Raw genomic sequence first — 15,885 nt, 5'->3', positions numbered from 1 at the left:
CAGGCGTCGGTTCAGCGGTGGTCGGCGCGTGCCGCCGGCGAATCGAACGACGCCCGTTGCGATTCGGGCACGCGGGCCTTCAAATCCGGTAGGCCCTCGACCATTTCGGAGAGGCTGGGCAGCCGTGAGCGGGTGCGGCGGATGGGTGCGATCAGTTCCTCGGCGCGGCGGGCCACCTCGGCGGCGGCCTCCTGAGTGGCGTCGGTGACGGCCTCGGCGATCTCGTCATAGTCCAATTCGTCGATGTCGTCGGCGAATCGGGTCTCGATCACGACACCGTCGGCGTTGACGGTGATGCGCACGCGGCCCTCGCCCGCGCTGGCGGTGGCGGTCAGTTCGACCCGTTGCTGCTGTGCCTCGGCAATCGAGTGGATATGCGCATTGACGGTGTCGAGCAGATCGGCGAGATCGCCCTTGGCCCGGTCGTTTGTCACGTCGCACTCTCCTGCTGCCCGATGAAACCACTGCATCGATTCCCCGCACGAACGTTACCGTGCGAGAGTGCGCCGAATGATCCTCGATTACGCGCTTGTTACGTCCTACTTGCGCTCTGGGTTACTTCCAGATGACACGAGCCATGTTCGAATGCATGAGTGGCAAACGGGCTACTCTGCGGAGGCTTCTGTGGCGAATGAACGGCTGAAGGCCGATGCCGCGCTGATGATGGAAGCACTGCACGAACAAATGGCGGGTATCGCGAAGATTCAGCGTGATCGTGCCCGGCTCACCGCGACCACCACCGCGTGCGAGAAGCGAATCAGCGTGACCGTCAACGGCGATGGCATTCTGATCGGCACCCGCTTCGCCGACGATATCGCCGATCTGACCTTCGATCAGATCGCCGCGGCGATGACCGAGGCCGTGCAGGCCGCCGCCCAGCAGGTGAACGCGCGGGCCCGTGCGCTCATGGAACCATTGCGGGAGCGCAAATCCCAGTTGCCACGCCTGTCCGATCTCATCGAGGACGCACCCGATTTCGCCGCCATGATTCCGGTGCCGCCGCCCGTATCCGTCGCGCCGCCGAATTCGCCGGAGCGGCGCTACGACGACGAGCAGCCGGGCTTCGCCGATGCGGAACCACACGGGGGGCGACGGTCGATGGTCAGCGACCACGACGACTGAGGCTGCAGCTCAATGGGATTATATCTGCCGCCGGAATTGCGCTGGCTGGGGTGGATCGCGGGCGGTGCGTGGCCGGATGGTGACGAGACCGAGGTCTGGCATGTCTCAGATGCCTTCAAGGACACCAGCTCCGCACTGAACACACTGATTCCGGATATCGAGGACGTCAAACGCCTCACCATCTCCGCCTATCCCGAAGGGACGGGCGGGGAAAAGATGGGTGCGGCGTTCGATCAGATGCTCACCGGCGACCAATCGATGGAATCGCTGGCGAAGTTCATGGAGCAGATCTCCGACGCCGTCTTCGATTTCGGCACGCAGATCGAGGCCGCGAAACTGATGACGATCGTCTCGCTGATCGCGCTGGCCATCGAAATCTTCTGGGCCTGGATGTGGCCGCCGACCGCAGCGGCCGAGGAGGCGGCGGAGATCGCGGCGACGCAATCCATCCTGCGCAGGCTGGAATTGCAGCTGCAGGAACGGATTCTGGCGAAGGTGCTGTCGGTCTTCGGCGAGAAGTTCGCGGGTCTCAGCAAGAGCTACATACTCAAGATTCTCGAGGCGATGCTGATCTCGGGCGGGCTCGATGCGGCCGTGCAGCTCGGACAGATGGCCGCCGGGCATCGGAAGCATTTCGACGGCAAGGAGCTCGGGGTCTCGATGCTCTCCTCGGGTGTCGGCGCGCCGTTCGGCCGGATCGGGGCCGAGGCGATCGGCAAGTTCACCGGGAAGTTCCTCGGAAACAAGCTCGCCAACCCGTGGATCCGAACCGGGAACGGCGCATTCGTCGGCATCGCCTCGAGCCCGATCGGCGGCGTCGCGGGCAATGTCGCCACCGCCCTGGCCACCGGCGATTGGGAGGGGACCTTCAACAATCCCGCCGGATGGGTCGGCGGCGCCGCGCGTGGCGGGATCGTGGGCGGATTCCATGGCTGGGTCGGCATCAACGGGCACAACGGCAGGAAAAGCTTCGAGGTCCCCTGGGACACTGATAAGGACGGGTCGGTGCACATCCCGCCGCGGGGTGGGTTCTCCTTCGAGTCGGGGGGTCCCGATTCGAACGGACCGCGGGGCGGGCAGCGGGCCATCACCTTCGGTGAGAACGATTCGCCCGAGACGCATCCTTCGACGTATCCGACTCGGTTCAGTGACTCGCATGGCCAAACGAACGGTCAGAATGGTGGCGGGAATTCGTCCTCGCGCAACGGCGGCGGTAACGATCATCCGGCGGTGAATCTTGCTGGGGGAGGGAGGAACTCGAACAGCCCGAGCGAATCCGATCCGCCGAAGCGGACTCCGGGTGCGACGAATTCGACTGCCGTAGGCAGCAATTCGTCCGGTCCCGGGGGATCGTCCCAGAATCGGGACGTTCGTCCGGCTATCCAGGATGGTTCGTCGTCGTTCCAGAAACCGCCCGCGCCCGAGGTGCAGACACCGACGCGTTCGGCGCCGCCCGAGGTCCAGACGCCCGCGCGCTCAACCACACCCGAGGTGCAGCCGCCCACGCGTCCGACCACGGCGGAGGTGCAGACGCCCACGCGTTCGACGCCGCCCGAGGTCCAGACGCCCGCGCGCTCAACCACACCCGAGGTGCAGCCGCCCACGCGTCCGACCACGGCGGAGGTGCAGACGCCCACGCGTTCGACGCCGCCCGAGGTCCAGACGCCTGCGCGCTCAACCACACCCGAGGTCCAGACGCCTACACGTTCGACGCCGCCCGAGGTGCAGACACCCACGCGCTCGACCACACCCGAATCACACAATCCCTCGGGGCAATCGTCGCCGCGCGCCTCGACCCCGGAGCCGAACCCGACCGGGACTCCGCCGCAGCAGCGGTCGTCGGTGCCGCAGTCGGGTCCCGGTAGTACGTCCCCGCAACAGCGGTCGTCCGTGCCCGAGCCTGGTTCGAATCCGCCCGGTCAGTCACCGCGTTCCTCCGTGCCCGAGTCGAACTCGAATCCTTCCGGACAGCAGCGACCCGTCGCATCGAGCACGGGTGGGACGCCGCCGTCGCAGCGTCCGCCGGTATCGGAGACGAATCCCGGTGGGGGCGTGCCGCGGGGAGCGGTTCCGCCCGAACAGCATTCGGATCCGGGCACGCAGCGCGGGCCCGACGGCGCCGGGCAGGGCGGTCGCGGCGGCGAGAGCTTCGAGGGCGGCCGACGGGGCACCCCGAACTGGATTCGCAACGATCGGGGCGAGGTCCTGATCACCTCGCCCGACGGCACCAGGCATCTGGTGGATCGGGGCGGGAACATCCTCCTCGGGCGTCCCGGCGATCCGACGGCGGTCCGTATCGGACGCGACCGCTCCGTGGACTTCGTCCCGAACGACGCCAACCACCCTGCGGCACAACCGAGTCCGCGCGGTAACGGAGCGAGCGGGCCGGTGCGGGATGGGGAGGTCAGCTTCGGCAGGTCCGACGGCACCCGGCATGCGGTGCTGTCCGACGGCTCGGTGCAGACCAGATCGCCGGACGGGTCGACGACGACCATCAAACGCGATGGGGGAGTGGAGTTCCGCTCCCCATCGGGGGAGCGGACGCGGCACGAGCCGGACGGCACCACCATCCACACCTCGGCGAAGGGCGACACCACGGTCACCACGCCCGACGGCAAGACGCATGTCGTGCCGAACGATCGCGCGGGCTGGGAGCGCGATGCTGACGGTAACTTCGTCATCACCTCGCCGGACGGTACGAAACATATGATCGGCCAGGGCGGGACCATGGTGGTGGGCCGCCCCGGCGATCCGCAGTTCCTGCGGATCGGCCCCGATCATTCGATCGGATTCATCGTTCCCGGCGAACTCGCCACGGCACCGCGTTCCGGGGGCACGGCGGGCGAGGGGACCGGTGCGCACTCGCCGACCTTCACCCGCCCGGATCGGGTCTCGCATACGGTGCTGCCCGACGGCTCGGTGCAGACGAAGGCCCCGGACGGCTGGACTACGACGGTGAAGTCCAACGGGACAACGGAATTCACCTCACCCACCGGTGACAAGACGGTCTTCAAGTCGGACGGCACCGTGGTCGAGTCCGGACCGGGTAAGCCCACCGTCACCACCACCGTCGACGGGACCAAGCACACCGCCGATCACAACGGCACGGTCACGGTCGAGAACCCGGACGGCAGTACGCATGTCGTATTCGACGCCACGGACACCCAGGGCGGCGGGCGAACTCGCCACGCCGACGGGACCGTCATTCACCACGATCTCGACGGCACCCTGGACATCGGGTTGCGCGATCGGCTCGGAGGCATCCCCCAGGACGGGCCGCGCAAACACGGTGTCATCCAGATGGAGCGGCCCGACGGCATCGGTCTGGAGTCGTCGCCGAACGGCAGCAAGGTATTCGATGCCAACGGCACCACCTACGAAGCCGGTTCACGTGGATCCACGCGCATCACCGCGTCCAACGGCGAGACCACATTCCGGTCCACGACCGAGCCGATCGAGCTGTCCAACGGCGCGCAGCTGGAACGGACATCCGGTGGTTTCCGGGTCGTGCACAAGGACGGCTCGTCCTCCGAGATCGGCCCGCACGGAGCGACGTTCACCGACAAGGGCGTGGTCCGTGGGACACGGTCGGACGGAACGGCTTTCGTGCGCGAGTCGGACGGGACGCTGCGCGAGATCCGGGGCGACGGGGCCGTGCGGGTCACCGCGCCGGACCAGACCGCATGGGGCAGTCGGTCGGACGGCACCACGTGGAAGGTCGACGACGGCGGCAAGATCCACGTCTCCGATCCCGACGGGACCGTCGCACCACCGGCGAATCCGAAGAATGCGTGGGTCGGGGGCGGCGACGAGATCGCCAAGGCTCGGCCGCGCCGCCTGAATGACGGCGCACCGGTGCCGGAGCCGTACCACGCGCCGACCGCGCCGGAGTCCGAGGACTGGCTGCCGCCCGGGTATGACGACACTGGAGGCGGAAAGCATTCGGGGCCAACAGGTTCCGATGATGACTATGACTATGACGATCAGGATTATCGGGGCCCGGGACGGGATCACTACAACGACCAGACCGACGATTCCGGTGACGGCGGAGGTTCCGGTAACGACCACCGTGATTCGGGTGGTGGTTCCGGCGGCGGTGACAACGGGCCCGACCGTTCGGGCGACGGCCCCGACAACCTCGGCGGCGGGGGTGACTCCGGTGGCCAGCACGGTAACTCCGGCGGTGGCGGGAATTCCGATCACTCCGGGAGCTCGTCGAATTCGCCTGGCGGATCGGATCGTTCGGACTCCGGGTCCTCGGGTGACGGTGGCTCGTCGGGCAGCGACCGGACGGCGCCTCCGGAGCATCGGCAGCCTCCGCCGCCTCCGCGACCGGACCCAGCCGAACTGGCGGATATGTTGCAGCGCTTGCATTCCGCGGAAGGGATGATGCTTCCACCGGGCGACGGTGGGGCGTTCATGCCGCCGAATGGATTCGATGGTGGCCACTGGCCGAATGAGCAGGGTGAGCAGTTGCCAGACTTCTCGCGTCTGTCCCAGCTCGGCGATGATTCATCGCAGAATCCGGCCCTGCTGCCCGACCTGTCCTCTCTGCGGGGGATCCTGGATCAATTGAGCGATCCGGGGTCCGACGGGTCGGGACAGCAGGGTGTCGATCCCGGTATGGGAGGCAATCCGGGTGCGATGAATGATGCGCTCTCGCAGTTCAAGTCGGCTTTGCAGGACCAGCTGAGCGGTCTGAAACCGCCAGGCGCCGAGAGTGATTCGCGCATACCAGGGTCTGGAGACCGTCCGAACGCTCACTCGGGTGGTTCGGGGTCCGCGGACCGGCCGAATGCGCCCGGCTCCGGGAATCGTTCGGGTGGTTCGGGTTCCGAGGACCATTCGGGTGGTTCGGGTTCCCAGGACCGTTCGGGTAGTCCGGGTTCCGGAGACCGTTCGAGTGGCCCGGGTTCCGGAGATCGTCCGGGTTCCGATGGCCGTACGGGTGGCCCAGGCTCCGAGGATCACTCCGGTGGCACGGAGTCCGACGATCGCTCGAATGCGCCGGATTCCGGTGCGCATTCGGGCGATGCGGGCGCCGACGATCGTTCGGATGGCCAGGGTGCCGAGGACCATTCGGGTGCACCGGGTTCCGGAGAGCGTTCGGGTACGGAAGGATCCGGCGATCAGTCGGGTGCGCCCGGATCCGAGGGCGATCGAGACGGATCGGGTACCGGCGACCAGCGGGATGCGTCGAGGGCCGACGAATCCCATGGTGCGCCGGAGGCCAAGCACGATCCTGCCGCGCCCGGACAGTCGAAAGACCCAGGGCAGCAGGGGAACTCGTCGCAACCGGGTGGGTCCGGGGCACAACATCCGGCCACGCCGGGGCGGCCGCCCCTGTCGCCGATGCAGGAGGGCCACCAGCAGGCCGGGGCGCCACCCCCGCCCGGTGGTGTGCCACCGGGCGGGGGTTCGTCACCCACGGCGCCTTCGATGCCGGGATCGAAGAAGAAGCCGGACCGCCGGGACCGCAAGAAGCCCGACAAGGACCGCAAGAAGCCGAAACCGATGTTGATGCCGTCGCCGTCCGACGCGCCGGAGCTGGCCGGACCCGACGATGGCGTCGATATCCCGTTCGCACTGGGAGTTCCCAGCCAGGAAGTCGGACCGGATATGCAGGCGCGATCGACCACGAAGACCACGAGGAGCAACGCAGATGGCTGATGACAACCCCCCCAAGATCGACGATACGACCAAGGCGACATTCGACGACTGGGAAAAGAATCGCTACAACGCGGATCACCACAACTTGGAGTTCAACAAGCTGAAGTGGGATCCCAAGATCGTCGCCGATTGTGCACAGCGGTGTCACGACATGATCGGAAATCTGGCGTGGTATCAGGATTTCATCGATAAGAACAAGATGAACGCCATGGATAACTGGTCCGATGAAGGAGGCGGTATAGAGCTGACGCACCGCTTCAATACGAAGGGCAAGGAAGTCCTCGCCACCATGGATACCATGAAAAGGATCCTGGAGGATATGGGCGATACGTTCCTCAGTGCGGCAGGTAACTATCTCCGAACCGAAAACCAGACGTCCGCGGATATCGAGAAAGTCGGCGACCTGCAGAAGGCGTTGACGACTCCCGCCGCGCCGAAGTCCGACCCGCCGAAGGATACGAAGCTGTCGAACGCTTCGAACAAGCCGGATCCGTTGAAACCCTCGACCGGCGCGGGCAGCGAAAAGGGGATCCAGGTCGAGTCGGCCGACATGTGGTCGTTCGACAGATACTACGACTTCAGTCATTCTCTGGCCGGGCACGACCAGGCGGCGTATGACGCCGGTACCCGGTATACGTGGATGGCCGGACAGCTCAAGGCGGATCTCACGGATCTGAACTCGGCCCTGAATCAGGTGGTGAAGGCCGACATGTGGACCGGTCAAGGCGCGGATCAGGCCATGAAGGCGATCGGTCGATTCACCGACGGTTCGCTGACCTTCGCCAACACGTTGACGGGTCTCGGGAGCGATCTCACCTACTGCGCGCAGTGGTTGAATTACATGTACCAGGATATTCCCGCTAACAAGTGGGAGGATGACGGGCAAAGCGATTGCTACAAGAATCAGGCACTCGATGGTTGGCGTCAGAGATATAAGTCTGTGTACATGCCCGGTATCGACGGAGCTGTCAAGGCTATGCCAGTGGTGTCCGTAACCGGTGCTCCGAGTGCACCGCCGCCACCGCCGCCGCCACCGCCGGACAAGAAAGACCCGCCACCGCCACCGCCGGACAATAAAAATGATAAGGACAAAAACAACAATAATAATAACAACAATGACAAAAACAACAATGACAGAAACAACAATGACGGAAACAACAACAGCAACAATATCGATAAGAACAGCCCTGAGTACAAGGCTGGCTTCGAGGATGGTTACAAACAGGGTCTGAAAGACGGCGGTGGTCAGGGCAGTGGCGGCGGCAACAACGGCGGTGGCGGCCAAGGCGGCGGCAACCAAGGCGGCGGCAATAGCGGCGGTAGCGGCCAAGGCGGTGGCAATGGTGGCGGCGGTGGCATCGACAAGAACAGCCCCAACTACAAGGGCGGTTTTCAGGACGGCCACGACCAGGCCAAGGGCGGCGGCAAGTCTGGGGGCAGTGGCGACGGTTCGAACTCCGGCGGCGGCTCTCAGGGTGGCGGCGGCTCTCAGGGCGGCGGCGATTCGAGCGGCGGCTCAGGCTCCGACAAGCCGACCTACCCTGCGGGCCTCAACCCCCCGGGCGGCGGGAACCCGGGCGGAGGTCAGAAGAACTTCCCCAGCTTCAATCCCCCGGGCGGCGGAAGTCCGGGCGACGGATCCGATGGCGGTCCGAATGGCAGTGACCTGACCAAACCGATGATGCCCGGGTCCCAGCGGCCTATCCACCAGGTACCTACCAAACCCCTCAATCCCGTGCCCACGCCACCACCTCCGGGATCGCCCCAGGATCTGGTCAACAAGCTGATGCACGGCGAGAATCCGTTCAAGGATCTGAGTCCGGAGGCGCTGAAGAAGATCGGTTCGGATCTGCTGGGCGGCCTGAACCCGGAGCTGCTGAAGAATATGAGCCCGGAAGCTTTGCAGAAGCTGGGTTCGGATTTCCTGCAGCATATGAGTCCCGAGGATCTGAAGAAGTTCGGCACGGATATCCTCAGCGGCCTCGGCCCCGACGGGCTGAAGGGTCTGGATCCGGACACGCTGAGCAAGCTGGATCCGGAGACTCTGCGCAAGCTGAGCCCGGAGACGCTGAACAACCTGGGACGAACCCTGGCGCAGACCCCGGGCGGCACCGATCTGCTGAAGACATTGGTCGATGGATTCAAGGGCGTGACTTCGGCTCTCACCGATGTCGTGAAGACCGGTACCGAGGCGCTCGCCGGTCTGACGAACAACGGAATGCTCGGCATCCCGGGCTTGGGAGATCTGCAGAGCCTGAATATCCCGGGCTTCGACAAGGCGATCCCGAACGACTTCGCGGCTGCCTTCGGCGGGGGCGGAGGCGGCGGCAGCCATGCCGGGCTCGCCGGCGGCGGGGGTGGCGGAGGTGGCGGCGCGCTGCACCCACCGCTGGCCATGCAGGCCGCACCGGTCGAATCGAAGCTGTTCCCGCGTGCGGCAATGCTGAACGGCGTCGACGGCTCCCAGGCACCGACCATGCCTGCCGGATCCGCCGGGCCCGGCGGCTCGGGGATGCCCATGGGCGGTATGCCCGGCGGCGGCATGGGCGGCCAGCAAGGCGGTGGCGCCGGTAAGGAATACAAGCGGCCCAAATATCTCGACGCGGCAGGCAATCTCGATGATGCCCTCGGCGATGACATCGAGCGGTCGAAGCCGGTGATCGAGCCGTGACGCAGCAGTGGAAGTTCACCGTGCTCGAATTCATCGTGCTGTGTGAGCGCCATCGCCAAGGTCTGCTGCCCAAGCCGTTCTGGGTCGAGAGCGACGAAGTGGTCTACGCCGACGCGCTGGAGCAACGCAAGCGCGCGGCGTGGGAGGAACTGCGGCGAAGGTTGGAGGGTTCGTTCGACGGCGCGATCGAGGTGCTGTGTGCGCCCGAGCTGTACCTGGAGGTGTCGAGTTGGGACGAACAGAACTCGCGGAACTGGAATAAGGAGCACCGCCTGTACGCCGCTCGCGCGGGCGCTCTCGCCTACGTCTTCGAACAGGCGCCCGGTCCGCTCATCTACGACACCGTCGCGTTCACGGTCACCGAATGCGATCCGCGCAGGCTGGCCGTCGCCGTGGTCGACGCGCTCCCGCGAGTGGAAGCCGGTCGGCTGCCGGGCATTCCGATCGTGACCGATCGGGCCGAGGACATCGCACCGACCTGGGGCGGCAGCTTCGTCCGCGATAATCGGGAGGATACGTTGGTCTACCAGACGCAGCGGTTCTTCCAGCGCCGTTCCGATTGCACCGGATCGATCCAGGTCGTGCAGGGCCGATCGAAGTACGGACCGCGCGGGATTCAGAAGACAACGATGCTGTGGCGCGATGTGGCCGGCGACGGCCGCTACGTGATGTCGCTGGACGAGCCGCCGTTCGCGGTCGGTACCAACAGACGGATGCTGATCGAGCGGATCCAAACCGATATCGACACCATGATGCAACGCCTCGAAACCCATTGGGAAATAGGGCGTCCCGAGGACCGGTACTGACACCCCGCGCACGAGAACAGAAGGTGACGACATGTCCGGAGAACGCCGGATCCGAGTGGACACCACGCGGCTACGCACCGCCGCGGACAAGATGGAGGACGTCGGCCACAAGACTCACGAAATCGTCGCGAACCTGCGAAATATCCTGCAGGCCAAGGGATATCCGTGGGGTCACGACGACTACGGCGACAAGTTCGTCAACGGTGACAAGGGCTATCTGAAATCCAATGAGGCCCTGCTGACCGGCGGCGACAACATGGCCGGTTCGGCGGCCCAATTCAGCAAGAGCATGCGCGATGCCGCAACCAAGATGGACAACATGGATTACCGGACGCCGTGATGGCGGCCGATCCGATGAGGAGTGCCTGATCAGATGAACAGTCCCCAGCCCAGTGCCGCCGTGGAAACCGAACCTCGGCCGGATGTCGCCTTCCAGCTGAGCCTCGGCGAGTCGCCGCCGCCCACCCCGGCGCCCGTTGTCGAACAGCCCTCGAATTCGACTGCGCCGGAAGAGGATTCGGCCGCGATCGAGCTATCGATCGAGGATCAGGCCACCGATCTGGCCCAGCGCGTCGCGCGCGAACTGGCGGTCACGGGGCCGGAGGGCTGGCATCGGCTGGAGGCGGTTTTCGTGCTCACGGTCGCGGGTGGCGCGCATACCGTCCTGTTCTACGACGAGGACGATCAGGCGGCGCGGGTCGAGCCGTCGGATGAGATCGTGGATATGGTGCGAACGCAGCGCGAGCTTTCGGCACCACTCGGTGACGGACCCTGGTGGCGGCTGACGCTGGAGCTCGATGTCAGTGGTCGGGTGGAGGTCGATTACGACTACGGGGACGAGCCGTTCCCCGATGAGCATCTGCTGGTGCCCGAGGCGTATCGCGCCGATCTCGAGGCGTTTCCGCGCCGACGGCTGCCGGTGTGGCTGGCCGCCTACCTCGAGCACGACGATCAGCAGTCGCGCTCGCCGCAGCAGGCCGCGACGCAGGCGCGCGCCGATCGGGCGGCCGGTATCGGCGCGGTGCAGTCGGTGGACGACTTCCCGGTGCTGCCCGTGCTGTGGGCGCGCTGGGCGACGATCGCGGCGGCCTTCGTGGCCGTGGGCTCGCAGTGGGGTCCGCGAATCCTGCCCGCGCTCGGCATCTTCGAGGGATCGGCGCATAGTGGCGCCACGCTGTATGTGCTGCCCGGCGGCCGGGCGGTGCTCTCGGGCGGTGTGTGGAACGCACCGGAGCTGGACGCGGCCTACAACGAGGGTGAGCCGCTGCCGGATCTGTACGCGGGCGCCCCGCAGTGGGTGGCCAATCAGGCTCTCAATCCCCGTGCGGGCCGCGGGCTGCTGACGTTCTGCTATTGGTGGGACGGCGGCTGGTATCGCGGTGAATCACCGTCGGCGCAACATTTGAGTTCGGCCGTTCCCGGTATCTGGACCGCCGAGACCGTGGTCGAGGTGGTGTGCGGCGTGCTCGGCAACGATCCGAGCGACGAATTGCGCACCGCCGCAGCGACTCTGGTGGCTGCCGCGGAGGCGGGCGTGGTCACCCGCGATACCGTCTCCGCCGTGTTCACCCATCCGAACGACGATATCGACGGCGCGCTGTACCAGCTGTCGCTGGCGGGCCTGGTGGCCACGATTCCCGAGGCGCTGTCGGAGGACCGCGCGATCACCCTGGTCGGTAACTACATCCGCGGCCAGGAGATCGACACCACCAACTACCCGCTGGAGGAGCTGGTCGCCGAGCGCCTCAGCGTCGGCTGGATGGTTTTCGTTCCGGTCCGCCCCGGCCAGATCGCCATCGGCCGCGCCATCTTCTACGTCGCCGACGACGGACTGGTCGAACGGTCGTCGTCCTCGACCGCACCGTCGATCTACATCGAGGGGTTCGAACAGCGATTCCACCGGCGACAGGTCGGCGCCGCGGCGGACCACTCGATCTGAGCCCGGCGCAGGGACCGATACTTCATCTCGCGGAAAAGTGTCAGCCGCCCATCCGCTGGCGCACGTGTAGATGATCCAGACGCCGCCGGCGGCGCGGGCGATGGCATCGTTTCCGGCCTCGATGGGTGTATCGCCCGAGCATGGGGGCGGTATGCGAAATGTCGAGCGCCGAAACAAGATCGGATGTCCAGCGGGGCTTCGGCCGGGGATGGTTGCTGGGGACTTGCGGGTGACCGGTCAGGGCGCCGCGCACTGCCGACGGTACCGGTGACAGCAGAGCCACGACTACCTCTCGTTATCGGTCGCCCCCGGTGCGGGGGAGCCATTCGGGGTGGTTGGATCCGCGGGGTAGCAGGGCGAAGGGGTATCGGCCGGGGGTTTGTGACATGTGGACCTGGTCGGTGACGCCTTGGTAGGTGCCGAGTGGGCATTCTGTGGTGAACAGGTCGGGGTCGAGGTATCGATGGTTGTCATCGGAGTCGGCGAGGGCGTCGGCGTACTGTTTGTCGAACAGGCCGAGGCTGAGTACCCATAGCGCGGTGCGGGCCAGGGACATGTGGATGCGGTAGCTGCCGCCTTCCTGGGCTCGCCGCATCAGGGCTGTGGTGATTGCGGTGGTGGCCAGCCAGGGGATGAGCCAGTCGTTCACCAGGACTGTCGGGGGCAGTTGCGGCGCGTCGGCGGCTCCTTCTAGAACGTAGAATCCGGTTGCGGCGCAAGCGTTTTCGTCGTATCCCGGTCGGTCGGCCCAGGGGCCGGTTTCGCCGAACATGGTGCCGGTCACGTGGATGATGCCGGGCCGGATCTCGGCGGCCTGCTGTGCGGTGAGTCCGTGCCGTCGTCGATAGCCGGGGCGGCGGTTGGAGTAGAAGATGTCCGCGCCGCGCAACAGTTCCCGCATGGTCGCCGAGCCGGCGCTGGTGTCCAGGTCGAGTCGCGCGGACCGCACGCCGACTCCGGTTGTGTGGTAGAAGATTTCGGCTTCCAGTTCGTTGCGAGGCCAGATGTTGAGGACATCGGCGCCGTGTAGCGACAGCGTGCGACCGATACCGGCTCCGGCGATGACCTTCCCGTGGCCCAGCGCCCGGATGCCGTCCAGTGGTGCCGACGCTGCGGTGGGGAGCGGCTCGGGGTCGCTGTCGCCGATCTTTTCGATCTCGATGAGCGGCGCGTCGGCGAGTGCCTCGATGTAGTGGCGTTCGGTCATGAACTCTTCCAGGCTGCGCACCGTGGTGAGCACCACGCCCGCGGCCGCGGCGGAGGTTTCCAGCTCGGTGGAATCTCGTCTGCCGATCTGATCGCGTACCGATTCCATGCTGTCGGTTGCGCCCAGGAAACGCAGCATATCGGTCTTGGGCCGGGGATACACCGGCACCGTCAACACCCACCTGTCGTCCGCGGCGCGGCTGAGCTGGGGTTGGATGACGGGGCTGGAATCCCATGTGTCGGTGGGGAATCCGTTGAGCGTCTCCCACTTCCGGTCGTAGAACGGGCATATCCGATGCGGCGCCTTACGCATGTCCATGCTGATGTCCTGGCCCGGGCCGCCGCGGAACTGCCACAGCGTGGCGATGGCCACCGACCTGGCGACCAGCGCGATCGACGCCGCCGAGGCCAATGCCAAGGCGCTCGACAGCACCGGGTCGGCCCCGACAAAGGTGATCTCACCACCGGAGTCCCCGGGCCGCAGACCCGACCAACCCAACACCTCCCTCAGCTCGGCATGCAGATCGATCGGACTGTTCTTGTTGACCAACACCTTTTCGAGTCGTTCTGTCAGCATGTCTGCCTCACTCTCTTCCGAAGTTTCCCGGGTAGTTCAGGAATGACTCACCGCCGAGAGGCAAAATCATTGCCCCCGAACCCCGCGCGGGCGGTTCATTCGTCCCACTCGGCCAGGACCCGGCGCTGCAGGTCGGCCGGGAAGTTCTCGGCGAAGGCGGTACTGCTCAGCCCGTCCCGCAGCAGGCAGTCCAGCACCTGCACCGGGCCGCGCTGGCTGAATCGTTCGGCGTCGGTGAATACGGGAGACAGGATGCTGATCGGCATATCCAAGACGGTGCTGCCGTAGCTGGTGTGGCAGCGGGTTGCCCACGCCCACATCAGATCACGCATATCGGTGGGGTCGATGTCCTGGTCGATGAGCATCAGGCGGCTGAACCATCGCCCTGCATGCTCCACGGAGGGTTCGTTCTTACATATCTCGACGATCCGCCTGCCCAGTTCGGCGGCGGACACGCCGCAGCGTTGCGCCCAGTCGGGTGAGAGGGTGACGGTCAGCAGGTGAGTCGCGGACTCGGGGACGAACCAGACAGAGGTGATCGGCAGGTCGTGGGCGCGCAGTTCGTTCAGCAGCACCGCCGAGATGCCGGGGCAGACGATGGTGTGGTCTTCGTCGACCGGTTTGCCCGCAGAGCACACCGGAAGGATCGGATTGTCGCGATGAGTGATCGCGCTGACGTGATAGATCGGGAATGGGTGGACCTCACCGTTCAGATAGCCGTGGTATTCGCCCATCGGGCCTTCCGGCCAGGTCTCGTCGAGGGATACGTGGCCTTCGACGACGATCTCCGCGGACGCCGGCACATACAGGTCGACGGTCTTACAATGGACCGTCTCGATCGGCTCCCCGAAATGGCCACCGAGATAGGCGTTCTCGTCCACGTGCGGGGGCAGCGGCATTCCGCCGACATACAGCGCGGCAGGCTCGGCCCCCTGTACGAGTGCGAACGGCATCGGTTCGCCACGCTCGCGCCACATCTCGAGGATCAAGCTGTTGTGCTGGCTGCCTGCGATGAAACCGGTCATCCGCTGACCGTCGATCAACATCGCCCGAGCGATCGACCAGTTGGTCCACTTCCCGTCCGGGCTGCGCAGCACCCAGATTCCGAGAGTGTTGAAGTAGCGCCCCCCGTCGCCGTTGTGGATCATCGGGGTCGGGAACTTCAGCAGGTCCGTGTTATCGCCGAGTAGCACATTCTGCTGACAGGGCGCGGCGGGCACCACCATCGGCGGTATCGGCTCGTTGTGCATGGCCCGGGCCAACGTCTCGACGATCTGCGGGCCGCCGGTCGCCGGATCCAGCCCGAGCGCGATCGCCACCCTGGCCATCCGAGCATCCGGATGGGAACTGTAGGACATCGGCGCTCCCACTACCCGATAGCCCGCATGACCACGGATATTGCTGAACAGGGTCGCCGGACCGTAGGTCTCGTGCGTGCGGCGGATAATCGCACCGATCTCCAGATCGGTATCCACCTCCCTTCTCACCTCCCGCAGATCGCCATACTTGTCCAGGACATCCAAATAGGCCCGCAAGCTGGTGAGGTGTTCCCTCACGCCATTCCGGTCGCTCACTACCGAACCTTTCTCGAATTTCGCTCCTCAGAAACGGAGCGCTGGATCGAAATCGGGTACATCCCTATTGGTCCAGGAGATGCGACCGGCGGTGTGGTCGTAGACGATGCCGTCGGCAACGGCGCCGACGCTGCTGACCGGTCCGATAATAATGCTCGCATCATTGCATATACGGTAGTTACTATTCGGCAAATGGAGATCTACCGTCTGCGCGATTTCCGCCGCTGAGTCAACGAACCAAGGCCCTCGAAACCGAACTCGGCGAACCGCTCTGCGAGCGTCGGGAAGTGCGCGATCTGCAGATCGGTGACCACGGGCAC

Annotated in this window: 10 protein-coding genes; 7 read left to right on the top strand and 3 right to left on the bottom strand. The window is 65.7% G+C overall.

Annotated elements, in window-relative coordinates:
- Positions 1–11: 11 nt before the first annotated feature.
- On the bottom strand, positions 12–434 hold the full coding sequence (locus ACIA76_RS06945) for a YbaB/EbfC family nucleoid-associated protein (RefSeq protein WP_397149347.1): 423 nt from the start codon (positions 432–434) through the stop codon (positions 12–14).
- Between the two features lie 76 nt (positions 435–510).
- On the opposite strand from ACIA76_RS06945, the gene ACIA76_RS06940 reads away from it, so the two are divergent.
- The 6 genes from ACIA76_RS06940 to ACIA76_RS06915 are packed head-to-tail and all read left to right on the top strand — an operon-like array spanning position 511 to position 12,208.
- Positions 511–1,122 carry a YbaB/EbfC family nucleoid-associated protein gene (locus tag ACIA76_RS06940; RefSeq protein ID WP_397149345.1) on the top strand — a complete coding sequence of 204 codons (612 nt, stop codon included), beginning with the start codon at positions 511–513 and terminating at the stop codon, positions 1,120–1,122.
- Between the two features lie 12 nt (positions 1,123–1,134).
- A complete protein-coding gene (locus ACIA76_RS06935) occupies positions 1,135–6,792 on the top strand; it encodes a hypothetical protein (protein ID WP_397149343.1) in 5,658 nt (1,885 codons plus the stop codon).
- A complete protein-coding gene (locus ACIA76_RS06930) occupies positions 6,785–9,463 on the top strand; it encodes a WXG100 family type VII secretion target (protein ID WP_397149341.1) in 2,679 nt (892 codons plus the stop codon). Before ACIA76_RS06935 ends, ACIA76_RS06930 begins: the two co-directional genes overlap by 8 nt.
- Positions 9,460–10,269, top strand: a complete 810-nt coding sequence (locus ACIA76_RS06925) for an ESX secretion-associated protein EspG (protein WP_397149339.1) — start codon at positions 9,460–9,462, stop codon at positions 10,267–10,269. The genes ACIA76_RS06930 and ACIA76_RS06925 overlap by 4 nt, the downstream gene beginning before the upstream one ends.
- A gap of 31 nt (positions 10,270–10,300) precedes the next feature.
- The gene (locus ACIA76_RS06920) at positions 10,301–10,609 is read left to right on the top strand and encodes a hypothetical protein (protein WP_397149336.1); all 309 of its coding nucleotides are present in this window, start codon (positions 10,301–10,303) and stop codon (positions 10,607–10,609) included.
- A gap of 33 nt (positions 10,610–10,642) precedes the next feature.
- Positions 10,643–12,208: a hypothetical protein gene (locus ACIA76_RS06915; protein WP_397149334.1), complete on the top strand. Its 1,566-nt coding sequence runs from the start codon at positions 10,643–10,645 to the stop codon at positions 12,206–12,208.
- A 295-nt stretch (positions 12,209–12,503) separates the two neighbouring features.
- Here ACIA76_RS06915 and ACIA76_RS06910 read toward each other — a convergent pair whose 3' ends face one another.
- Together ACIA76_RS06910 and ACIA76_RS06905 are read right to left on the bottom strand one after the other, a co-directional pair.
- Entirely contained in the window at positions 12,504–13,991 is a 1,488-nt protein-coding gene (locus tag ACIA76_RS06910) for a CoA transferase (protein WP_397149332.1), read from the bottom strand.
- A 95-nt stretch (positions 13,992–14,086) separates the two neighbouring features.
- Complete coding sequence (locus ACIA76_RS06905) at positions 14,087–15,466, bottom strand: UbiD family decarboxylase (protein ID WP_397149330.1); 1,380 nt, start codon at positions 15,464–15,466, stop codon at positions 14,087–14,089.
- On the opposite strand from ACIA76_RS06905, the gene ACIA76_RS06900 reads away from it, so the two are divergent.
- Complete coding sequence (locus ACIA76_RS06900) at positions 15,377–15,793, top strand: hypothetical protein (RefSeq protein ID WP_397149440.1); 417 nt, start codon at positions 15,377–15,379, stop codon at positions 15,791–15,793. The genes ACIA76_RS06905 and ACIA76_RS06900 overlap by 90 nt on opposite strands.
- The last annotated feature ends 92 nt before the right edge of the window (positions 15,794–15,885 follow it).

Origin of the sequence: Nocardia sp. NPDC051570 (genome assembly GCF_044454005.1) — a bacterium.
Lineage (GTDB): Bacteria > Actinomycetota > Actinomycetes > Mycobacteriales > Mycobacteriaceae > Nocardia.
This window is presented reverse-complemented; position numbering and strand designations above follow the sequence as displayed.

What these genes read in the sequence shown, in the direction of transcription:
- ACIA76_RS06940 (WP_397149345.1), top strand. Translation starts at nt 511, where the DNA reads ATGATCCTCGATTACGCGCTTGTTACGTCCTACTTGCGCTCTGGGTTA.
- ACIA76_RS06935 (WP_397149343.1), top strand. Translation starts at nt 1,135, where the DNA reads ATGGGATTATATCTGCCGCCGGAATTGCGCTGGCTGGGGTGGATCGCG.
- ACIA76_RS06930 (WP_397149341.1), top strand. Translation starts at nt 6,785, where the DNA reads ATGGCTGATGACAACCCCCCCAAGATCGACGATACGACCAAGGCGACA.
- ACIA76_RS06920 (WP_397149336.1), top strand. Translation starts at nt 10,301, where the DNA reads ATGTCCGGAGAACGCCGGATCCGAGTGGACACCACGCGGCTACGCACC.
- ACIA76_RS06915 (WP_397149334.1), top strand. Translation starts at nt 10,643, where the DNA reads ATGAACAGTCCCCAGCCCAGTGCCGCCGTGGAAACCGAACCTCGGCCG.
- ACIA76_RS06910 (WP_397149332.1), bottom strand. Translation starts at nt 13,991, where the DNA reads ATGCTGACAGAACGACTCGAAAAGGTGTTGGTCAACAAGAACAGTCCG.
- ACIA76_RS06900 (WP_397149440.1), top strand. Translation starts at nt 15,377, where the DNA reads ATGACCACGGATATTGCTGAACAGGGTCGCCGGACCGTAGGTCTCGTG.